Consider the following 23,282-nt stretch of genomic DNA (forward strand, 5'->3'; position numbering starts at 1 on the left):
GCAGGGTGACCGGCTGTTGGCCACGCTGACCTACAACAACGGTATTCTGGTGGAAGATGCCGGATACGACCGGCTGGTGACGGTGACGCTGCCCACTGGGCTGACGTCCGGAACCTATTACATCACGCCCTGGGTCGATCCTTACGGCACGCTGCTCGAGGATTCGCTCGCCACCAATGTCAATCCGGACGATCCCAACGAGATCAATTCAAGCAATTACCGCTCGGATGCGATCGCCATCGTTGGAACGCCGGTGCAATCGACCACCCGCGCGATCGCGGTCGAGCAAGTCACGGCCGATCCGGTGGCGGTCGGCGGCGGTAATCTGACCGTCAACTGGACGGTGCGCGCGGGCGGCGATGCCACCGCGATCCGCTGGACCGACCGGGTCGTGCTGTCGGACACCCCGCTGCTGGAAAACTCTACGTACCGCTTCGAACTCGGCAGTTTCGCCAACCAGCGCCCGCTCGATCCCGGCCAGAGCTATACCGCCAGCCATACCTTCGCACTAAACCCTGCGGCCGCGGGGATGTATGTCATCGTCACCAGTGCGCTGCCCGGCGATCCCGTGCCGCTCGACAATGCCAATTTCGCCGCCACCAGCGTCACCAATGCGCCCGCCGATCTGCAGGTCACGTCGGTGGTGCCAGCCGCGCCCGGCATGCCCGCTTACTCGGGCGAATTGACCGCCGTCACCTATACGGTCGCCAACCTCGGCGCCGATGTCTGGAAGGGCACGCAATACTGGAAGGACGAGATCTGGATTTCGAAGGATCCGACCTTCATCCAGAGCCGGGCGCAACTGGCCGCCACGGTAATCCAGCCCAATGGTCCGCTGGCCAATGGCGACAGCTACACCAACACCGCCGAGTTCGCCCTGCCGCCGGGGATCGAGGGCGAATATTACATCTATGTCTTCACCAACGTTTATCAGCAGGCCAAGGTGCCCGCCGATATCATTCGTGCGGGTAGCAATGACGCGCTGCGCGACAGCACCTTCGCGAAGGCCGCGTTCGAGCTTCCGCAGGGCAATGTCGGGGTAGCCACCTTCCCGGTCGAATATCGCGAGCCTGATCTGCGGGTTACGGAGCTGATCCTGCCCGTCACTTTGCCCGAGACGATGGCTGCGGGCAGCACGATTGAGATCAGCTTCCGGGTGGAGAACGTGGGCAACCGTGCCACGCGCGAGGACGAGTGGATCGACCGGCTCTACCTCTCGCTCGACGCTTCGCTCGACGAGGGCGACTGGCTGATGAGCCGCGAGAGTTCGCCCGGCGTGATCGTGAAGGCGGAATCGGTGCACCGCGGCGTGCTCAATCCCGGCGATTCCTATCTCGCCACTGCAATCGTCACCCTGCCGTTCGAGCTGGTGGGCGAGTTCCACGTCATCGCCATGGCCGATTCCGGGCCGGGCGAATCCGGCTATCGCACAAGTTCGCTCTCGCCCCGGCTGCGGGGCGTGGCCGGCGATCCCGATGGCACAGTGCGGGAGTATGAGGGCGAGGGCAACAACACCACGTCGCAGCTGGTGAGACTGTCCCCCTATTCGCCGCCTGATCTGCAGGTGACCGAATTGAGGGTTCCCGAGCGGGTCACGCGCGGGCAGCGCTTCACCGTGGAATATACCGTCACCAACAGCGGCGGCGCCACGCCTGCGCTGCAGGCGCGATGGGACGATCTGATCTACCTGTCGCGCGATCCCTTCCTCGATCTCACCTCCGATCGCTTCCTCGGAACGGTGCAGCGCGTGGGCGGGCTGGCAGCCGATGGCAGCTATGACGTGTCTGCCGAATTTACCATGCCGACCAACCTTGGTACGGACGCCTATTACGTATTCGTGGTGACCGATCCGGCGCGCTACGATTCCACCGGCGCCGTGTTCGAGGCGGACGAGCGCAACAACACCGCCGTCAGCGCCGATCCGATCCTGGTCGAGCTGCCGCCACCGTCCGATATCGAAGTGAGCGAGATCGTCGTGCCGTCGGATGGTGAAGCCGGCGATCCGGTCACCATCAGCTGGACCGTGACCAACAACAGCGCAGTGGCCGCAACCGGCAGCTGGACCGATGCGGTCTATCTGTCGCGTAACGCGAGCTGGGATCTGGGTGACCAGTTGCTCGGCTATGGGGATTTCTCGGGCACGCTGAACCAGAACGGCAGCTACACCCGCTCGCTGACGACCACGCTGCCGGGCGCCGAGGGTGGCAATTACCGGGTGATCGTGCGCGCCGACGTGCGCAACCAGCTGTTTGAGGATACTGGCGAGGGCAACAATACCACCGCTTCGGCGGACACGATCGGCATTGCGGTCGATGCGCTGACGCTTGGCATTCCGCTGACGGTCGATCTCGAACCGGGGCAGGAGCGGCTCTACCGGATCGAGGTGCCTGCCGGGCAGACGCTGCGGCTGCGGATCGGCTCGAACGACGAGCGCAGCATCAACGAGGTGTTCGTGCGCCACGATGCGGTGCCGACCTCGGCGGCTTTCGACGCCACCTACACCGGCCCGCTGGCGCAGGAACTGACGGCGATCGTTCCCGATACCGAACCGGGCGTCTATTACGTGCTGGTGCGCGGCTATGCCGGTCCGGCCGCGGGCAGCGAAGTGACCATTACTGCCGATCTGTTGCCGCTGGTGGTTACCGATATCGACACCGATGTCGGCGGCGACGGGAAATATGTCACCACCACCATCAAGGGTGCGCAATTCCATCCCAATGCCATCCTCAAGCTGGCGCGGCCGGGGATTGCCGAATACGAGCCGGTCGCCTGGCGCGTAGTCGACGCGTCGACCATCATCGCCACCTTCGATTTCACCGATGCGCCGCACGGCCTGTACGACCTCAAGGTCATCAATCCCGATGGATCGCAGACGGTCGAACCCTATCGCTTCCTGATCGAGCGTGGGATCGAGCCTGAGGTGACCATCGGCGTTGGTGGCCCGCGGGTGATCCTGGCGGGCGATCAGGCGACCTATTCGGTAGCGCTCGAGAACCTATCCAACCTCGATGCCCCTTATACGTATTTCCAGGTCGGCGTGCCCGAGCTGAACTTCAATAAATATGTCTACGGCCTCAAATTCCTTGAATTCTACACCAATGTCCGGGGCACGCCCGAAGGCACGGCGGGCTCCGACAATGCCGGGGTGCCGTGGCTCAATCTGGAATCGATCATCAACACCAACGGCCAGTTGCTGACCTCGGGCTTCCTCTACGATCAGCCCGCGGCCGGCTTTGCCGGATTCAGTTTCAACCTGCTGACCTATCCCGGCCTGAAAGCGATGGCCGACCGCGCCTTCGAAACCTTCCGCGGCCAGATGCAGATCGTGTTCCCCGAACTCGATGAATTGCTCGCTGCCGGCGAAGGCAATCTCGATGCCTGGTGGGAAGCGGTAAAGGAGAATGTCGAGGAGAAAACGCCGGGGGCTGGCGGAATCCTCGAAGGACTGGATTTCGTCGGCCTCTACAACGCCAATACGGCAGTGCCGAGCGAGGACGAGATCCCGTTCATTCCCTATCGTTTCCATGTGATGGCCACGGCCACCACGATGACCCGCGCGGAATTCGTCGCGTTCCAGGCAAACGAGGCGCGCGCGCTGCGTCTGGCGATCCTCGAATCGGACGATTCCACGCCCGGCCTGCTGGCGCTCGCCGCCGACGAACAGGAATGGGTCGAGCTTTACCTCGCCGCGCTGGAAGAGGCGCAATTGCTGCGCCCCGATGGCGAGGTGCCGCCGGTCCGCACACAGGCGCATGTCGTGTCAAAGATGGCGGTGCTCGCCTCGGGCCTGCTGTTCGGACCGTCCGGCAGCGAAATCCGCTCGAACGGCGATCTGCCCGCGTTCTTCGAGCAATTGCGCACGCTCTATGGCCATCAGGATGGCCAGATGGCGGCGATCGAGTTCATGGATCCACGCCAGAGCCCGCGCTATATCGGTGAAGTGCCGATCGCGGCGCTGCCCGAGTTCGCCGATTACGACCTCGGCCTGTCGAACCCGACCCATTTCGAGGCGTTCCGCATCTTCGTGCCCTGGCTGTCGTTCGACCAGCGCGGCGCGGGGCTGCCAGCCGATTTCCAGATCAATGGCCCCGAACCGGTCGATGGCGATCCCTTCGCCTCGCTCGATTTCAGCAATGTTTTCAACACCGAGGGGCAGGTCGGCCGGCTCGCCTCGATCACTGGTCCGCAGACGCTCGACACATTGGGCTGGCTGCCGGGCGCAGCCGAACTGCCCTATTCGATTGGCTTCGAGAATGCCGAAGGGTCAAGCTCCTTCGTCAATGAAATCCGCATCACCACCCAGCTGGATCCCGATCTCGATCCGCGCAGCTTCACCTTCGGCGATATCAAGCTGGGCGATATCACCATCGACGTGCCCGATGGGCGCACCAGCTTCCAGGCCGAGGTCGATTTCACCGCGACGCGCGGCTTCGTGCTGCGGGTCAGCGCGGTGCTCGACCTGTTCCAGCAACCGGCCGCGGCCAGTTGGCTGATCCAGGCCATCGACCCGCTGACCGGCGAGGTGCTCGAGGATACCACGCGCGGCCTGCTCGCCTCCAACACCGCGCTCGGCAATGGCGCCGGCTTCGTCAATTACACCGTGAAGCCGCGCGATGTGATCGCCACTGGCGACCGCATCACCGCGTCCGCACGCGTGGAGATGACCGGCTTCGCACCCGAGGATACTACCGTCCTCAGCCAGGCGGTCGATGCCGAGGCGCCGGGCAGCACCATCACCGCCACGCGCCTTGCCGGCACGCAGGACTTCCAGATCGACTGGAAAGTGACCGATGACAACAATGGCTCGGGCGTTCGCCATGTCACGCTGTATGTCGCCGAGAACGGCGGCGATTTCCGCATCTGGCAGCGCATGCTGCCGCTCGTCAGCGGATCGCTGATCTTCGAGGGCGAGACCGGCAAGACCTATGAGTTCCTCGCGTTGGCGACCGATGTTGCCGGCAATCGCGAAGTGCCGCGGCCTGGCATCAACGCGGTCGACGATGGTTCCTCGGTCAATCTCGGCGGGCTGCCGCAAGTGCCCGGCACCACGCCGCCCAATTTCGGCCAGCCGCCGGTGCCGTCGCCCGAGCCGTCGACCAATGCGCTGTTCCTCGCCGCGCAGGCCAACGTCCCGGCCGCCGATCCGCTGACCGCGCCGAGCGAATTCGATACCGTGCTCAGCCCGTTCATCGCCCGCGCCTTCGCCACCGGCATCGGCCGCAGCGATGGCGGGATCGGGCCGATGGCGATCGTCGAAACGCCGGAGGGCGATATTCTCGTCTCGGGCGGCCCTAACAGGGGCAGCATCTGGCGGCTTAGCGCCAATGGCGGCGCGGTGGATGCGCCGCTCGCCACGCTCGACGTGCCGGTGTTCAATATGGTCTTCGACGGCGAAGGCCGGTTGTGGGCGACCACCGGCGGCGGCGCGCTGCTGCGGCTCGATCCCGTCACCGGCCAGATCCTCGAACGCCATGGCGACGGCATCACCATTGCGGTGGCCGTGCATCCGGAAACGGACGAAATATTCGTTTCGACCAACAATGGCATCTCGACGTTCAATCCCGATACCGGCCTGTTCGAGCAGTGGAGCCGCGACGAGGGGCTGCGCGTCGGCAGCCTGGCGTTCGACGAGGCAGGCAATCTGTGGGGGGTGACCTGGCCCGACCGGACGCAGGTGGTGCGCTTCACCGATCTGCGCCGGGCAGAGACGATCCTGCGGTTCGATTCGCCGGCGGACTCGATCAGTTTCGGCAAGGCGGGCACCGCGCTGCAGGATCTGCTCTTCGTTTCGCACACGTCGGGCGTCGTGGCGGACAACGGGGTGGCCACGCAGGGCAGCGAGTTGACCATGGTCGACCTGGCGACCCTCAAGCGCATTGCGGTCGCGACCAGCGGATCGCGCGGCGACGTGGTTCATGCGACGAGTGACGGACGGCTGCTTATCAGCCAGTCGAACCAGGTCGATCTCATCGCCCCGGCGACCGCGCCCATGGTCATCGCCACGAATCCGCCCGCCGGGACGCAGGTGGCCTTGCCCCAGCCATTCCTGTCGATCACCTTCGATCAGGACATGTTCGTGGGCTCTGCAACTGCGGCCGGGTCCGTGCTCAACCCGAGCTACTACCGGCTTGCCGGAGAAGCCGTTGGTACGCTCACTCCGCAATCGGTCACCTACGACGCCGCGACCCGCACTGCCTATGTCAGCTTCGGCGCGCTGCTGGCCGACAAATACACCCTGACCGCCGCAGCCGCGCTGACCAGCCAGTATGGCCAGCGGATGGGGGCCAATTACGCCTCGCAATTCGAAGCGTTCGACGATGTCAGCCTGCTGGTCGATGTGATCTTCACCAACACCAGGCTCGACCGCGCGACCGGGACGATCTCCTACGACGTGGTCGTCACCAACCGCACCGACGGGCCGATCGCGCTGCCCGTGCTGCTGACGATCGATCCCTTGGCGGGGTTCAGCAATATTCCGCTCAATGTCGCCGGGCAGACCGATGACGGGCGCTGGCTGATCGACCTGGCCGGGTCGTTGCCGCCAGGCGGGATTCTCGCGCAAGGCCAATCGACCACGGGCCGCACGGTGTCGATCATCACTGCCAATGGCCAGCGGCTGGCGTTCGTTTCGGGCATAATCGCGGGCACCGTGCCCAACACCGCGCCGGTTTTCACCAGCCCCTTGCCGACGGCTGCCGCGCAGATCGGCGCGACCTACAGCTTCCAGGTCGCCGCCACCGATGCCGAAGGGCAGGCCATATTTTTCGGCCTGCTGTCCGCGCCCGAGGGCATGACGATCGACAGCACCACCGGGCTGATCAGCTGGACCGTGCCTGCTGGCGCTCCGGCCAGTGTGTCGGTGGTGGTCGAGGCGTTCGACACGCGCGGCGCGGTCAGCCTGCAGCGGTTCACGCTGGCGGTGGCAAACGGCAATCGCGCGCCCGAATTCCTCGCCCCGCCGACCCGGATCGATGGGGCCGAGGGTGCTTCCTTCGCGTTCCAGCTGGTCGCCGTGGACGCCGATCGCGATCCTCTGACGATCTGGGCCGACGATCTGCCGGCCGGATCGAGCTTCGATCCCGCCACGCGCATTTTCACCTGGCACGCAGACTACAATTCCAGCGGTTCCTACCAGACGCGCTTCTTCGTGTCGGACGGCGCGTTGCTGGACGAGATCATCGTCGATATCCGCATCGCTGAGCGCAATCAGCCGCCCCAGGTGGTGCTGCCCGCCAATCGGGTCGCGCGCGAGGGCGAACCCATTCGCATCGCAATCGACGCGGTTGCGGCGAGCGACCGGCCGCTGACTTTTTCCAGCCCGGTCCTGCCCTTCGGCGCCACGCTCGACCCGTCGACCGGCGAGTTCCTGTGGATCCCGACTTATGTCCAGGAGGGAGTCTATGAGGTTCCCTTCGAGGTCAGCGATGGCGAGACCAGGGTCAGCTTTACCACGCGGATCGACGTGCTGGCCGCCAATGCCCCGCCGGTGTTCGACAATCTCGACGGCTGGCAGGTGCTCGAAGGGCAGTTGCTGGCCTTCTCGGCCTTCGCCTTCGATCCCGACAATCCCTATTACACTCCGGCTTTGCGCAATGCCGCGGGCGTGGTGGAAGTGTCCTCGGCGACGCCGCAGACGGTCTCGGTCGAATTTGTCGGCGAATTGCCGCCGGGCGCGATGTTCGATTCCGCTTCGATGCAATTGCGCTGGACGCCCGGCAGCAGTCAGGCGGGAACCTACGAATTCCGCTTCCGCGCCACCGATTATGGCGACCCGGCCAACGTGCTGGTGACCGAGATGGTCGTGCCGGTCACGGTGCTCAACCAGAACCGCCGACCTGTCGTGCAGGCGATCGAGAACGTCCAGATCGAGAGCGGGCAGGTAATCGAAATTCCGTTGCTTGCCACCGATGCCGACGGCAACCCGCTCGTCCTCAGCGTCCTCAACGAGAGCCCGTTCCGCGCGGTGCCCGACTTCATCACCCTGACCGACAACGGTGATGGCACTGGCGTCCTGCGCATTGCGCCGGGCAGCGGCTCGCGCGGCGATTACACCATCCTCGTCGCCGCGACCGACAATGGCGACGGTCTGGGCGAGCCCCTTAGCGGCGGATATCTGTTCAACATCAGCGTCAACAGCGCCAACGAAGCGCCGGTGATCTCTTTTCTGGGCGATGCAGTGGCAGTGGCGGGGCAGGTGTGGCAGGCCATTGTCGACGTCTCCGACATGGACCAGGATGCTTTGTCCTATGCGCTTTCGGGCCTGCCCGGGGCGACGATCACCGCCACGTCGGTCTATGGTCGCGCGCTGATCCAATGGACCCCGACCTTCGCGCAGATCGGCACTTTTTCCGCCCAGGTGACGGTGACCGACAGCGGCAGTGGGCTGGTCACTCCCGCCAGCGACAGCCGTGCTTTCAGCGTGGTGGTGCGCGCTGCGAACAGCGGACCGGTGATTGCCCCGCTGGGTGCGCAATCCGCCGTGGAAGGCGAGGAGCTGGCTTTTGCCGTGCGCGGGAGCGACGCGGACAACGACCGCCTGACATTCACCATGCAGGGTGCCCCCGACGGTGCGGTGCTCGATCCGGTGAGCGGCGCGTTCCGCTGGACGCCGCCGCTCAACGCCAGCCGCAGCTATCAGGTATTGTTCACCGCCAGCGATGGCCATTCGTCGAGCAGCGAAACGGTGACGATCACCGTCGCCAACACCAATCAGGCGCCGCAGATGGTGCCGCTCGGCTTGCAACTGGTGCGCGAAGGCGCTCCGATCGTGTTCCGCGTGGCCGCGGGCGACGCCGATGCCGATCCTGTCCAGCTTTCGGTGGTCAGCGGCTTGCCCGCCGGCGCGCTGTTCGTCGCCAGTCGCGGCGAATTCCAGTGGACCCCGACCTTCGACCAGGCAGGCGACCATGCGATCACCTTCCGCGCGGTCGATCCGTCCGGCGCGATCGACGAGATGATCGTGACCGTGCGTGTCGCCGACATCAACCGTGCGCCGGTGATCAGCGAGGGCTACCACGCCTTCATCATCGGCGAGGCCAAGAGCTTCGTCATCGACGCCATCGATCCCGATAGCGATGACGTGCTCGCGTTCTCGGCGCTGGGCCTGCCCGAAGGGGCGACCATCGATGCCGCGAGCGGCACATTCGCGTGGACTCCCGGACCGGGCCAAGCGGGCGAATATGTCGTCACGCTGCTGGTCGACGACGGAACCACGGTCACAAGGCGACCCATCCTGCTCCGCGCGCTCCTCGAACCGGTCGAGCCGGTGCTGCGGATCGAACTGACCCCCAGCTTCCCGGCCATTCCGGGCCAGTCTGTGCTGGTCCATGCGGTGGCCGACAGCCTGTCGGATATCACTTCGCTTCGCCTGTGGCTCGATGGTGAGGAACTGCTGCTCGACGCCAACGGCCGGGCCACGATCGTGGCGGGTGCTCCTAGAAAATACGCGCTGACGGCCGAAGCGCGCGATGCCGACGGCGGGGTCAAGATTGTCACCAGCCAGCTCAAGGTGCGCGATCCGTCCGACTCTTCGGCGCCGGTTGTGAGTTTCCTGTCGGGGCTCGAAGGGGCGCTGGTCGATGGCCCGCTGTCGATCGCGGGAGTGGTCGCAGACGCCAACCTCGACACGTGGACGCTCGAATTGATCGCCCGCGACGGGACGGCCACCGAGCTGGCGCGCGGCGAGACGCCGATAACCGGCACCTTGGCCGAAATCGATGCCCGCCGCCTGGCCGATGGCTTCTACAGCCTGCGGCTCACCGCGCGCGACATCTCCGGCCGCAGCAGCGTAACCTCGGCGGATATCGAAATTCGCTCGGGCGAGGACAAGCTTGGTCGTTACCTCGTCCGCGAAACCGACTCTGCCGGGACGATCGGCGGGGTGCCATTTTCGCTGCTGCGGCAATTCGACAGCCTGACCGGGGAATGGAGCTTCCCCGGCCTCGATCCAGATCTTGTGGCGAGCGTCGGCGACAACCGCGATGCCAGCGGCGCGCTGCCGGGCTTCAAGCTCGGCACGCGGGTCTATCTTTCCCTGCCGACGGGTGAGCGCGCGGTGTTCACCTTCGCCCCGGTGGCGGAGCAGATCGGGGGGATCACATTCTGGCGCCCGGCATGGCAGGCCGAGGGGGATCACGGGTTCACAATTGATTCAATCGACGTCCAGTTGCGCCGCACCGGTGCGTCTTTTCACGATGTCGCGACCGGGCTCGCCTACAACCCCGCCGCCTCGTTCTATGGCGACGAGGATTACACGCTGACCTGGCCCGATGGCACGATCCAGACGATCGACAGCGATCGCGGGACGGTGGCGCTCGACACACCGCAAGGCAGACTGCTGGTGGGGAACGGAGCGATCACCGCGCTCGGCGGAGCATCCTTGCAACTCCTCCGCGATGGCCAGGGCGATATCACGCGCGCCAGCACGGCGGACGGCCGGTCGGCGGTTTACAGCTACGACGCCGAGGGACGCCTGATCGCGGTTCGCGACATCGCCACGGGGGAAGGCACCCGCTACGGCTATTCGGCTGGACAGCTGTCGATCGAGATACCCTCGGGTGGCGACGGCACCCGGATCCTGTATGGCAGCGATGGCGGAATTTCGCTCCAGCCGGTTAAGGCCGATCTCGCCAGCGTCGCCAATTTCACCGGAGTCCCTTTCACCGGTGACCTCGGTGCCGGTGGCAGCGAGACCTACGCCTTCACGCTGCGCGAGAGCGAGATGACCGGCCCCGCCGGAGGCGCGGTGATCCTGCGACTGGCGACGAGCGGCAACGTCATGCCCGAGATCGCCGGGATCGAGGCGCTCGCGAGCGCGATGATCGGCGGGCAGCGGGTCACATTGTTCGCGGCGGTGGACCCCGGGTTGTTCCAGCTGACGCTGACGGGTTCGGGCAGCTACATCGCGGACCTGCGGATTGCTGGCGATATCGACGGCAACGGCAATGTGGACGGGGCGGACAGCCTCGCGCTGGAAACCGGGACGACCGGCGCCGATGTCAGCGGCGACGGGATCGTCGATGCGGCTGATCGCCAATTGGTGGCGGCCAATTTCGGCTTTATTGCCAATCTGGCGCCGGTGCTGGCAGCGCAACTTCCTGACATTTACACCCATGTCGATCTCGCCGCATGGCTGACCTTGTCCGATGTGGCGACCGATCCCGATGGCGATGTTCTATATTACCGGATCGTGTCGGTCGAAGGCGGCACCGCGCAGCTCAATTCGCGCGGCGCGCAGGTGCTGTTCACCCCACACGAGGGCTATGTGGGCGTGGCGAGCATCACGCTGACCGCCGATGACGGGTTCGGCACGTCGGCGCAGGCGGTTATCGATATCAACGTGTCCGATGCGGCGCTGCTGTCGATCAATTTCGTCGAACGGCAATACAATTTCGGCAATATCGGCGAGCAGGGTCTGGTGATGGCGATGGGCACCTTCGCCGATCAGGAGAATGTGTGGTTGCCGTTCTCCTATGTCGACGTGCTTGTTGCCGATCCCGCAGTCGCTCAGCTCGACGCCGAAGGCAGGCTGACCGCGATGGGCCGGGGGACCAGCTATATTACCGCAAGGCGCGGCAATATTGCGGCGGCGACCGTGGTGACGGTGGGGCCGCCCAGCGACTACATCGATTTCACCACCAGCGCCTATGGCATCGATGCCTATCCCGACGCGGTGACCATCCTGCCCGCAGGCCAAGCGCGCCAGATTGTCACCCGGCTCGATCCGACCGACGAATTCTATGCCGATGGCCCAGAAGCCGGGACGATCTACATCTCTGGCAATGACAGCGTGGTCACCGTCGATGCCAACGGGCTGATGCGCGGGGTTGGTGTCGGCGTCACCACCGTGACGGTGATCAACGCCTTCGGCGAGGACCGGATCGAGGTGCGGGTCGAGGCCGCAGTCAACGGCAATGCCGTGACCATCGGCGCCGATGGCGCGATCGTCGAGAACGACGAGGGGATCCAACTCGCATTCGGCCCCAGGCAGCTCGACGGCGATACCAATGTCCAGGTTACCAGCGTCGCCAAGGCCGATCTTGCCCTCGCACCGCCGAACGAGGCTTTTTTCGATTTCATTGCGGCGTTCAACCTCACTGTCGAGGGCGACGCGATCGAAGGTCCGCTGCAAATCGCCGCCCCGGTCCCGGCGGAGATCGGTGCGCCCGGCGACGAGGTGTATTTCTTCCAGCAGCAGACGATCGAGACCACGGCCGGCGTATTCATCGAAACATGGGTCATGATCGACAACGGCACGATCGACCAGAACGGCATCGCCCGCACCAGCTCGCCGCCGTTCCCCGGACTGAGCAAGAGCGGGCAGGTCATGATTGCCCGCGCTTCGCAGCCGATGCAGCAGGTGCGGATCGATGTGACCGGTCAGCTGACCTTCACCGCCATGACGATCACCGCGCTCGGCTTCTCGGTCACCGGCGGACTGGTCGGTACGGTCGTCAACACCGGGATCATCGCGACCATGCTCGCGCTGGCGGTGCCGGTCTTGGGCGAGGGCCTCTCGGCCATCCTTTATGCCAAGGCACGCAGCGGCCAGATCACCGAGGTCGACCTCAATTTCAACCCGTCGATCGGCGATCGCCTGATCCGCCAGACCGTGTCGATCCCGCCGGCCGATCCCAAGGTGGTGGGCAAGCCCACAATCTTCCGCGAGGAAGACAATGTTTCAAGCCCGTTCGACCCCGATCCTGATGCCGGGCCGGCGCAGGGCGCCAGCGTGCAACTGGTGCAGGGCGTGGATGGCATCACCGCCTATCTGACCTTGCAGGGCCGTGACTTCCTGGCCGAGACCGGCCTTGGCGCCAGCCCCGATGCGTTGCGCTTGGTGTTCAAGACCGGCAATTTCGAGGTGGTTCTGACCAAGGACGATTTTACCTTCATCGGCAGTCGCGAGTTCGGCCGCATCGTCCTGAAGGTGCCGAACACCATCCTGCTGGGCGCAGCGGACATCTTTGTCGAACGTCCGATAGAGGGCGAATACGAAAGCGAAATCTTCGATCCCACCTACCACCGCAGCCAGCCGGTGACGATCGACAACAATCGCGGCTATGCCTTCGCGGGAAGTCCCGTGGGGGTCCAGGTCATCGATATCGTGACCAAGGACGAGGCCCTGCTGGCCGAGGCTGCACAAGCAGCGGACCCGTCGGCCGTCGCCAATCTGGTGGAGCGGGTGCTGTTCACCATCCCGACCGCAGGTACGGTGCGCGATATCGTCGTCCGGCCCGACCTGGGTGCGGCCTATGTCGCCACCGATGCCGGGATCATGGTGATCGACACATTTACCTTGCAGCAATACGACGTCGACCCATCCACGCCCGAAATCGACATGATCTATACCGGCGGTGCGCGCGCGGTCGATTCAGACGGCGATGGCAGGCCCGACACGGTAGAATACGTCAACAACGCGGTCACCGCGCTCGCGCTCGATCCCGGCGGCCGCTATCTCTACGCCGCCACTCTGGGCAAGGTGAATGTGATCGACCTCGATCCCAATTCGCCCAATTATCTGAAAATCCTTGCCGCAGACGCGCTGACTTCGATCGATGTTTCCATCACGACGAGCGATGGTGCCAAATATGGTCACGTGACCGATATCGCGCTCAATGCCGATGGCACGCGTCTCTATGTCACGGTTCCTGTTTCGGAGATGTACGGCCCCAATGGCTGGGTGTGGCAGAATGGCGACGACCAGGGCCAGGTCATCGTCATCAATGTCGCGCAAGCGGATCGCCCGGCTGATGGCAGCGACGCCAATCCACGCAAGTGGCGCCAGGTGATCGCACGCCAGGACGCCGGAATCGAGCCGTTCGAGATCATCGCCGTACCGAACGATCCCGACCGCATGATCGTCGCCGCGCGCGGCTCGATGGGTCAGGGCGTGATCCCGCTCCAGGTTGCCGACAACAGCCCGCTCAATTTCCAGTTCGACCAAACCATCCGCCCTATCGCCACGCGGCTCAATGCCGAAGCGATCGGCGTGACTGATGATTACGCTATGATCGGCGGATTCAACTTCGGCACCGCGACCTATGGCACGGGCAATACGGCGGATCTCGACATCCGCCACGCCTCGGGTCTGGCAGTCGATCGTTCGGCCAGCTACCTGTTCGTCGCCGACTGGGGCCTGCCGGCCTATTACTGGTTCCGCAACACCGACGTTGGCGAGCAGATCGACGACTATCATCAGATCGGCTCCAAGATCATGGTGATCGCCGATCCATTCTCCGCGCTTCCCAGGATCCTCGGTTCGACCACCCCGATCCCGATGGCCTTCCTCGAGGATCTCGAACTCGATGTCACCGGCCAGAAGCTCTACGCCAATTATCGCGGCGCTGGAAACATCGTGGTCATCGATGCCGAGGAACTGATCGCGCGGGTCGATATCCCCTTCAACCGCGACCGCGGCAATGTCCGTTCGAGCAATTTCGTCGGGCAGCAATACGCGCTCGATACCAATGGTTATCAGTTCGAGGTCAACGGGTACTTCTCGGAACAGCATCCGTTGGAAGCACTATACCTGCCGGCGATCGACGTCGCTCGCCATGGCCACGGACTTGCCTTGCAGGACGTGCTGGCTCTCAAGCTGCTCGGTCCGGTGACGCAACAGGACGTGCACGGCGACGAGAACCTGCAGATCACCTTCCAGTGGGAAGTCGATACCGATCTGGCGCCGATCGACGAATACGAGACGCAGCTGTTCGTCAGCGCGCTGCGGCCCGGGGAGGGCCTGTGGCCGGACGATAAATGGCCCGATCGCAGCCTGGTTTTGGGCGAGGAAGATCCCGATCCCGCCGATCTGAAGGACTTCAACCCCAACCGCATCTTCACGTCCGAGCGGCTGAAACCCGGCAACTATTTCTATGACATCGTCGTGGAGGACGGCAAATATGTGATGACCAAGGGCTTCACCGCCCCCGAGCCCGGCAGCAACATCACGCAGGTCACCTTCGGGCGGCGGCTGTCCGAACTGCTGACCGCGGGGCAGGAATACCAATGGGGCGTGCGGATGTTCGTCGGCCACAGCGATCCCGACGACGACCTCGATCCCAATGATTATGTCGCGCATGGCAACGCCTCCTTCAAGGTTGCCCCGGTCAATCTCGTCGATACGCTCGGGGTCGCGTTCAACGGGGTGACCGTTATCACCCACGGCATGGAACTCGGCTTGTCGACGGGTGAGGACAACTTCGCCCAGCGCGATGCCGACGGTGAGTACACCTGGTTTGCCCAGATGGCCGATGCCATCGTCGAGGCGAGCGGTGGCGGCGTGGCGCTGTGGTACGACAAGAAAACCGGCGACTGGTACGATCCGATCAGCGGCAAACGCAACGCGGCGGCCTTGCAGCCCGGCAAGGCGGTGGCGCTGGTGGCCGACTGGCACAAGGAATCGGACATCACCGATTCGGGCTTTGCCGAAGCCGCCGCCGAAGCGCTGTTCGCCTCGATCGTCGCGCTCGACCGTGCGAGTGGCGGCGTCGGGCCCTCGGGCCAGGGCAACCTTCTGTCCACTCCGCTCCACTTCATCGGGCATGGGCGCGGCACGGTGGTCAATTCCGAGATCATTCAGCGGCTGGGCACGGTGTTCCCGAATGCGGGCAGCCCTTCGGCAAGCCATCCGCTGGCGGGCCATGGCGGCATCCAGATGACCACGCTCGACATCCACGATGGCAACCAGCCTTCGCTGGATATCGATGTCGTCGCGGTGGCGGATAAGCTGTTCCGCGCGGCGGAACTGGTTGCCAAGCTGTTCGGCAAGACCGCCTTCAAGGCGGTCCAACACTTCCACAAGATCGTGAATGCCGCCTTCAAGGTCGCCGATTATGCGGGCGTGAAGCTCAATCCCGCCAGCTTCAGCGAATTCTCCGATCCCGACGTCCAGATCTGGAACAACGTCACCTATTCGGACAATTATTACCAGCAGACCGCCAGCTACAAAATCGACGGAATTCCCGTGTTCGAAGGGGATTCGCTGTTCACCACGACGATCAACGGGCGCGCGCTGGGCGGCACCGTGGTTACGCTTCCGGGTGGAAGCAAGCCGGGCAATTCGCCCGAGATCGAATACCTGCTCGGCGCGGCCAACAAGCCCGTCACCGACGAAGCGGGCGCGATCACCAATGAGGAAATCGAACAAGCTTACTCACTGCTCAATATGGACGGGGTGAAGCTGGAGGAGATGGCGCTCGCCGGTTTTACCGGCGACGACATCGTCCGCGCGCTTGATCTGCTCACCTCGGTGGTGGGGCTGGGATCGATCGGGTTTGGCGGACCGCATGATCGCGTGTGGCAATGGTACACCGGCACGGTCGACACCAGCGAGACCGATATCGACGGCAATCCGATCTTCCGCCGCATCACCGATGAAGGTCGCGTCACCTTCGCCAAGGGCATTCTCCCGACGCAATTGCTGAACAACGTGCCCTGGTACGAGGTCGGCATCACCGACGACGATCCCGATGCCGAGGAGGGCAATCGCTCGATCTGGGAAGGCATCCACTATGGGTGGTATTATTCGCTGGTCGGCGGTGGCGGCAACGCGCGTCCGGGCGAGGGCACCGGGCAGGGCCGGGTGCCGGTCTATTACGACAACACCGAGACGCAGAAGAACGAGGAAGTCGTCCCGACGATCTTCAACGGCGAATTCGAGGCGGGGCTGAAGCAGAGCTTCTACACCGCCATTGACGGCAGCGATCGCGGTCGTTTCCCGCTGTCCTATGAAATTCCCGGCTGGTCTTTCCACGGCGGCGAGGGATACACTGTCGGCGGGTTCAACCTCGAAGTCGGCGCGGTGGATCTCTCCGTGCCAGCGCTTGATATCGGCGCGCTGTTCGTGATCGAAACCAATATTGGCCCGGAAGTGAAGTCGACTTGGGCCAATTTCTGGAAGGGCTACGGCCGCAAGGTCAGCAGTTCGCTGGTTGGCAAGCTGGTTACGGCGGCGGACCCGCCCCCCGTTCTCACGACGGCGCAGCAGGCCGATTTGAGCGCCGCCGAACTGATTCAATACAACACCATCCAACTGGCATACGAAAAGCTCAACGCCTTCCTCGTGGCTGCCGACGGGGCGCTGGCGGGCGTGCTCGACGACGGGTTCAAGCTGCTCGATTACATCACCCGCACACCGACCGAAGCGCTGCGCGATTTCCTCCATGAGGAAATCGGCAAGCGGATCGAGGGGCTGCTCGCCACGCTGTTCGGCGAGACCCAGGATTACGGCCTGCTGATGGGCTCGGAAGTCGCGCTGTTCGCGCTGGTCAACGGCATGCTTGACGCGGTCTTTCCGATCGATTCAGAGGTCACCACACCGGAAGAGCGGCAGGCCAACGGGGAAATCCGCGCCTTCGTCGAGCAAAGCCTCGAGAAGCTGTTCGATTTCGAGGATGGCGCGATCAACGTCACCAAGGTCACCCACAACCGCGTCTATCTCGACCCGGCCAAGCCTTTCCTGACTTACGAAACGTTGATCCCCTATCTCTCCGACGCCAGTGGCGGGCTCAACATCACCTTCACGCCGGCGGATATCTCCGGCGGCGCGCCGGTGACGGTGTTCGAGCCGCTCAAGCCGGGCTTCTTCAGCCGTCACGACAATGTGGTGACCATCCCCGAAGCCCTGCTCGGCAAGACCGTCACGATCAGCTTCGAACTGGTCGGCGGCTTCGAGAGGCTTTCGCCAGCGGTGATTGCCGCGCTCGGCGCCAACACGACGCTCGACGCGCGCAATGACGAAACCATTGTCGGCACCGTGCTGATCCTCGACGCGGTCAAGCTGTCGGCGGTGCCGCAGGGCATACCGCTGCTGCTCCAGGGAACCGTACCACTCGAACCTGCCGGCAGTTCGAGCGAGTTAACACAAGAGCGCCTGGCGGCCCTGCTCGACACCGCAAAGCAGGCATGGCTCGCCTCGACCTTTGTCGATGCGACGCCGGAAGTGTTCGCCGGTATCGAAATTCGCTTCGAGGATTTCGGCAGCAACGCGCTGGCCACCTTTGCCAACGGGGTCATCACCATCGACGACGATGCAGCCGGTGCCGGCTGGTTCGTCGATCTGACTCCGGGTGAGAATGAGGAATTCGCGGCTGGAGCGGCAACGCACCTCCTTGCGGCAGCCGATGGAGCGCAATCGGCGGGCCGGATCGACCTGCTGACCGTGATCATGCACGAACTCGGCCATGCCCTGGATCTGCCGCACATCCCGGCGCTCGACGGCAAGCAATTGATGAGCGAGATGCTTGTCATGTCCGAACGCCGCCTGATCGCAGCGCATGACATTCCTGCGCCAGAGCAGGAGCAGGACCAAAACGGCGGTGCTGGCGGCAATGCCTCGACAATCGCTGATGCGCCCACCATTGTGCTTCAGCCGGTTGAGGGGGGCGAGTTCGTCCAGACCCTCGCCATGGCATCGCCTCTGCAGCTCGGCATCGTGGCCACCAATCCGCTCACAAATGGCGATTTTTCCGCCGCGAGCGGCTGGAGCGGCACCGGCGCGGGCTCGGTTTCGGGCGGCGTCGGGGTGCTGGCGGAGCATTCGCAGCTGCTCAGCTCGCTGCGGGAGGGCTTCGCCATCCCCGCGGGCGCGCAGAGCATCAGCTTCCGCATCGAATCCGCCACGCTCGGCACCAGCGCCGACCTACCGCCCGACGCCTTCGAAGTGGCGCTGCTCGATCCGGTGACCGGGCTGTCGCTGCTCGGCGCGCTCGGCGGGCTCGACTTAAGCGACGCGATGCTCAACCTGCAGGCCGACGGTTCGCTCTACCTCGCCCCCGGCGTGGTGGTGCAGGGCAATCCGCTGACGGGACCGGCGATCGTAACCATCTCGCTTGCCGGAATGGACACCACCAATGGCGTGCTGCTCAGCTTCGACCTGATCGGGCAGGGCGCGCTCGACAGTCTGGTGACGGTCGACAATGTTACCTTCGGCGGCACCGTCAACACCCAGCCGGTGGCGCAGGACGATGCGGTTTCCTTGCCCGAAGACGGCTCGCTGGCGATTGACTTCCTCGCCAACGATGCCGATGTCGATGGGGATCCGCTCGCGGTGACGATCCTGACTGGCCCGGCCAACGGGACCTTGGTCGCTCCCGCCCAGCCGGGTGGCGGATGGACCTATGTGCCCAACGCCAATTATTTCGGGCCTGATAGCTTTACCTATTCGGTCACCGACAACATCAACCCGCCCGCCAACGCCACGGTCAGCATCACCGTCAATGCCGTGAACGATGCGCCCGCAATCGACCCGGTGGGCGATTTCAGCGCCGGGCTCGGCTCGGCGATCGCCCTTGCGGTCGCGGCAAGCGATATCGACGATGCTCCCGAGGATTTGACTTTCACCTTGGTCTCCGGTCCCGAGGGGGCGATCCTGTCTCCGGATGGCCAATTTACGTGGAATGCGGTTGGCGCCGGCGATCAGGCGGTCACCGTGCGCGTCACCGACGCCGCTGGAGCCTTTGTCGAAACCAGCTTCACGATCACCATGACGCCCGCGGAGAATGCGTCGCCGCTGATCGGCGCGGTCGGTTCGCAGGTGGTGGCCGAGGGTGAAACCCTCTCTGTGCAGCTGACCGCCAGCGATCCCGATCACGAGCCGGCTGCGCTGGTGTACAGCCTCGTCTCCGGCCCGGCCGGCGCCAGCATCTCGCCCGGTGGTTTGTTCAACTGGACCGCAACTGGCGACGCTGCCCAGCAGCAGGTGACGGTCCGTGTGACTGATCCGGAAGGAGCCTCTACCGAGACCAGCTTTGCCATTGCGGTAACCCTGATCCCCGGCAACACCGCCCCCGTGGCCACGCCGGTCGATGACCGCGCGGTGAAACCGGGCGGGATCGTCATCATCCCGCTGACGGCCAGCGACGCCGAGGACGAGCCGGGCGATCTGGTGTGGACGCTCGTTTCGGGGCCAGAAGGAGCGGCAGTCTCCCCGACCGGCGTGTTCAGCTGGACCGCAGACGCGGTGCCGGGCGACCAATTGGTTACGGCCCGGGTCACCGATAGCGCGGGGCTTTTCGCTGACGTCAGCTTCAGCATCACGGTCGATACGCGAGCGAACATCGCGCCAGTGTTCGGCCCGGTGACCAACCGCGCGGTCACAGCCGGTGACGCCGTAAGCGTGCAATTGTCCGCTACCGATAATGATCACCCGCAGGACGCGCTGGTCTTCAGGCTGGTCGCTGGTCCCGAAGGCGCCAGCGTCACCGCGGACGGGCTTTTCAGCTGGAATGCAAGCCGGCCAGGCGATCAAACGGTCATCGTCCGCGTCACGGACCCGGCGGGTGCTTTTGACGAGGCGCGCTTCACGATCGCCGTCACCGCCCAACCGAACACCGCCCCCGTGGCGATGGCGGTCGACGACCGCACCGTGAATCCGGGCGGCGTCATCATCATCCCGCTGACGGCCAGCGACGCCGAGGACGAGCCGGGCGATCTGGTATGGACGCTCGTTTCGGGACCGGAAGGCGCTACCGTCTCGCTGACCGGCCAGTTCAGCTGGACCGCCGGTGCGCCGGGCGATCAGGCGGTTACGGCCCGCGTCACCGATAGCGCGGGGCTTTTCGCTGACGTCAGCTTCACCATCACGGTCGATGCGCGGGCGAACGCGTCGCCAGTGTTTGGCCCGGTAACCGATCGTGCCGTGACGGCAGGTGACGCCGTAAGCGTGCAATTGTCCGCTACCGATAATGATCACCCGCAGGACGCGCTGGTCTTCAGCCTGGTCGCTGGTCCCGAAGGCGCCAGCGTCACCGCGGACGGGCTTTTCAGCTGGAATGCAAGCCGGCCAGGCGACCAAACGGTCATCGTCCGAGTCACGGACCCGGCGGGTGCATTTGACCAGGCGAGCTTCACGATCGCCGTCACCGCACGACCGAACACCGTCCCCGTGGCCACGCCGGTCGATGACCGCACCGTGAAGCCGGGCGGCCTCGTGATCGTTTCACTGACGGCCAGCGACGCCGAGGAAGATCCGGGAGATCTGATGTGGTCGCTCATTTCGGGACCGGAAGGCGCTACCGTCTCGCCGACTGGCGTGTTCAGCTGGACCGCCGGTGCGCCGGGCGAGCAAGCCGTGATCGTGCGTGTCACTGACCGGGCGGGTGCATTTGACGAGGTGAGCTTCATCATCGCCATCGCAGCGGTTCCCAATCAGAGCCCGGTGCTGGAGGCACTGCCTGCGTTGACGGTGGCGGAAGGGCAGACGGTTACGTTCAGTCTCGTCGCGACGGACCCGGATGGTCCGGCCGAGGCGCTCGTTTGGGATCTGGTGTCCGGTCCTGCCGGCGCGACACTCACCGCCGATGGCAGGTTGAACTGGTTCGCTGCCGATGGCGCGACTCAGGTCGAACTTGTCGTTCGGGTCCGCGATCAACGCGGCGGCTCGGCGACGGGGACGCTGACCGTCGATGTCACAGATGTCGCGCCGACCCTGACACTCGTCAGTTCGGAAACGGCTGGCGTGGGCCTTCTCTACCAGGTCGCGCTGGGCTCGAGCGATCCTGGCGCCGACACGCCGTTGGGATGGAGCATCGACTGGGGTGACGGTACGCCGCCGACCAGCCTTGCCGGCGATGCGAGCGGCGCGGGCCATGTTTATGCGACCGCCGGCACCTATTCGGTCGTCGCGGTCCTCAGAAATGACGACGGCAGCTTCACCGCCGCGCCGATTGCCGTGGCGGTGGCCGCAGCGCCGCTGCTGCAGGTTAGCGGCACGCAGTTCGTCGCGGGCGAGCTTGTCGTGACGTTCAGCGAACCGCTTGCTGGCCTCCCGCAGGGCGGCCGGCCCGTCACGCTGATTGGCCAGCTGAGCGGGCCAGTCGACATTTCGTTGCGAATCGATCAGGCGAGCGGCGCGCTGGTGATCAGCCGGGTCGATGGCCAGACGCTGCAATATGATTCCTATGTGCTGGTTCTCACCGACGACGCCTTCGTCGGCGGCGGTGGTGCACTCCTGGATGGCGATGCCGATGGTGTGGCGGGCGGCGACTATGCCGGCATCCAACGCAACGCCAATGCTTTAGCCGGCACGGCGGAACTGCCCGATTTCCTGCGCGCACCGGCTGAGAAGATTGATGTGCCGCAGGAAGACGAAGCCGGATTGCAGGTTCGCTTTTCCAGCGAAGGCGGCGTCAAGACGATGACCTTCACGGTCCAGTACGATCCCGCGCTGCTGCGGCTGGACGGGGTGAATGCCGGACCGGATCTGCCCGAAGACGCCAGATTGACCTGGGCGGTCGATCAGGCGGACGGTGGCAAGGGGCTTTTGAGGGTCACGATCGTCAGCGATACGCCGATCGCGGCCGGCAATCGCGTAATCGTCAGCCTCGACGCCACGGTGCCGGAAACCGCGCCTTATGGCGCGAGCGAGGTTCTGGTGGTGACGGTCGAGATGATCAACGCGGCAGATCCGCTCGCGACCCAGCGGGACGAAGGATTGCAGGTGGTTGGCATCTTCGGCGACGCCGATGGCGATCAGATGCTGACGGTGCTCGATCGGTATGAGATCACGCGGCTTGCAATCGGTCAGACTGACGAACTGGCGGCCTGGACGGGTCTGCCGCCGGAACTGATCGCCGACATCCGCGATTACCGGCCGTTCAACAATCCGCGCATTCCCTATTTCGTGCCGCTGGATGTGAAGCGATACCCTCCGCAGAAGTCGGAAGTTGCCGAAACGCCGGATCTGCCCAAACCCACCTATGGCTTCTTCAATGCGGTGGCCAAGTGGGCGGGCGACATCCGGGCGACCGACACGACGCCGCTGCCGCCCGAGGGCGTGCAGCCCGATGCGAGAAAGAACGCGCCGACAGAGGCTCCGTCGGTCCAGCAGCCGCCGGCCGAAGCACGCCATAGCGCGCCGCAGGCACTCCGCGTCGACATGGACGCATCGCCGCTGCCGCTTGGTGCGCGGGTCGAGCCCGGCAGTTCGGCGCTGGCCACGCTGCTTGGCGGTCAGGCCCCCCCATCCGCGGATCTGAGCCCGCTGTTGCTGGCGATGGCGCTGCCGGTTCTGGGCAAGGAGGCAGTCGAGCGGAAGACACGCAGTCGGCGCGAGAAGGAAGAGGAAGGCGCGGGCTGATGGAGGACAGCACGGCGCGGGTCGCCGATCCTCGCGGCGAACCGACCGACGACGCTGCTTCGCCCGATGCGGCCGAAGCCCAGCTTTGGACGGCCCTCGCCTCGGCGAGCGATGGGGCGAGCTTTTGCCGGGCGTGGCTGGATCTGCAATGCGCCCGCACGCCCGGAACGATCGCCGGGCTCGTTCTGCTGGAGGCGGGGCCGCG

Annotated in this window: 1 protein-coding gene (running past one end of the window); it reads left to right on the forward strand. The window is 64.7% G+C overall.

Going from position 1 to position 23,282, the window contains the following annotated elements:
- Positions 1 to 23,077, forward strand: the 3' portion of a protein-coding gene (locus LLW23_RS08935; protein ID WP_228944753.1) for an Ig-like domain-containing protein. It extends 14,681 nt beyond the left edge of the window; the window shows 23,077 of its 37,758 coding nt (coding positions 14,682-37,758); the start codon falls outside the window, past its left edge; it ends in the stop codon at positions 23,075 to 23,077.
- The last annotated feature ends 205 nt before the right edge of the window (positions 23,078 to 23,282 follow it).

Origin of the sequence: Sphingomonas radiodurans, from assembly GCF_020866845.1 — a bacterium.
In the GTDB taxonomy this organism is placed as follows: Bacteria; Pseudomonadota; Alphaproteobacteria; order Sphingomonadales; family Sphingomonadaceae; genus Sphingomonas; species Sphingomonas radiodurans.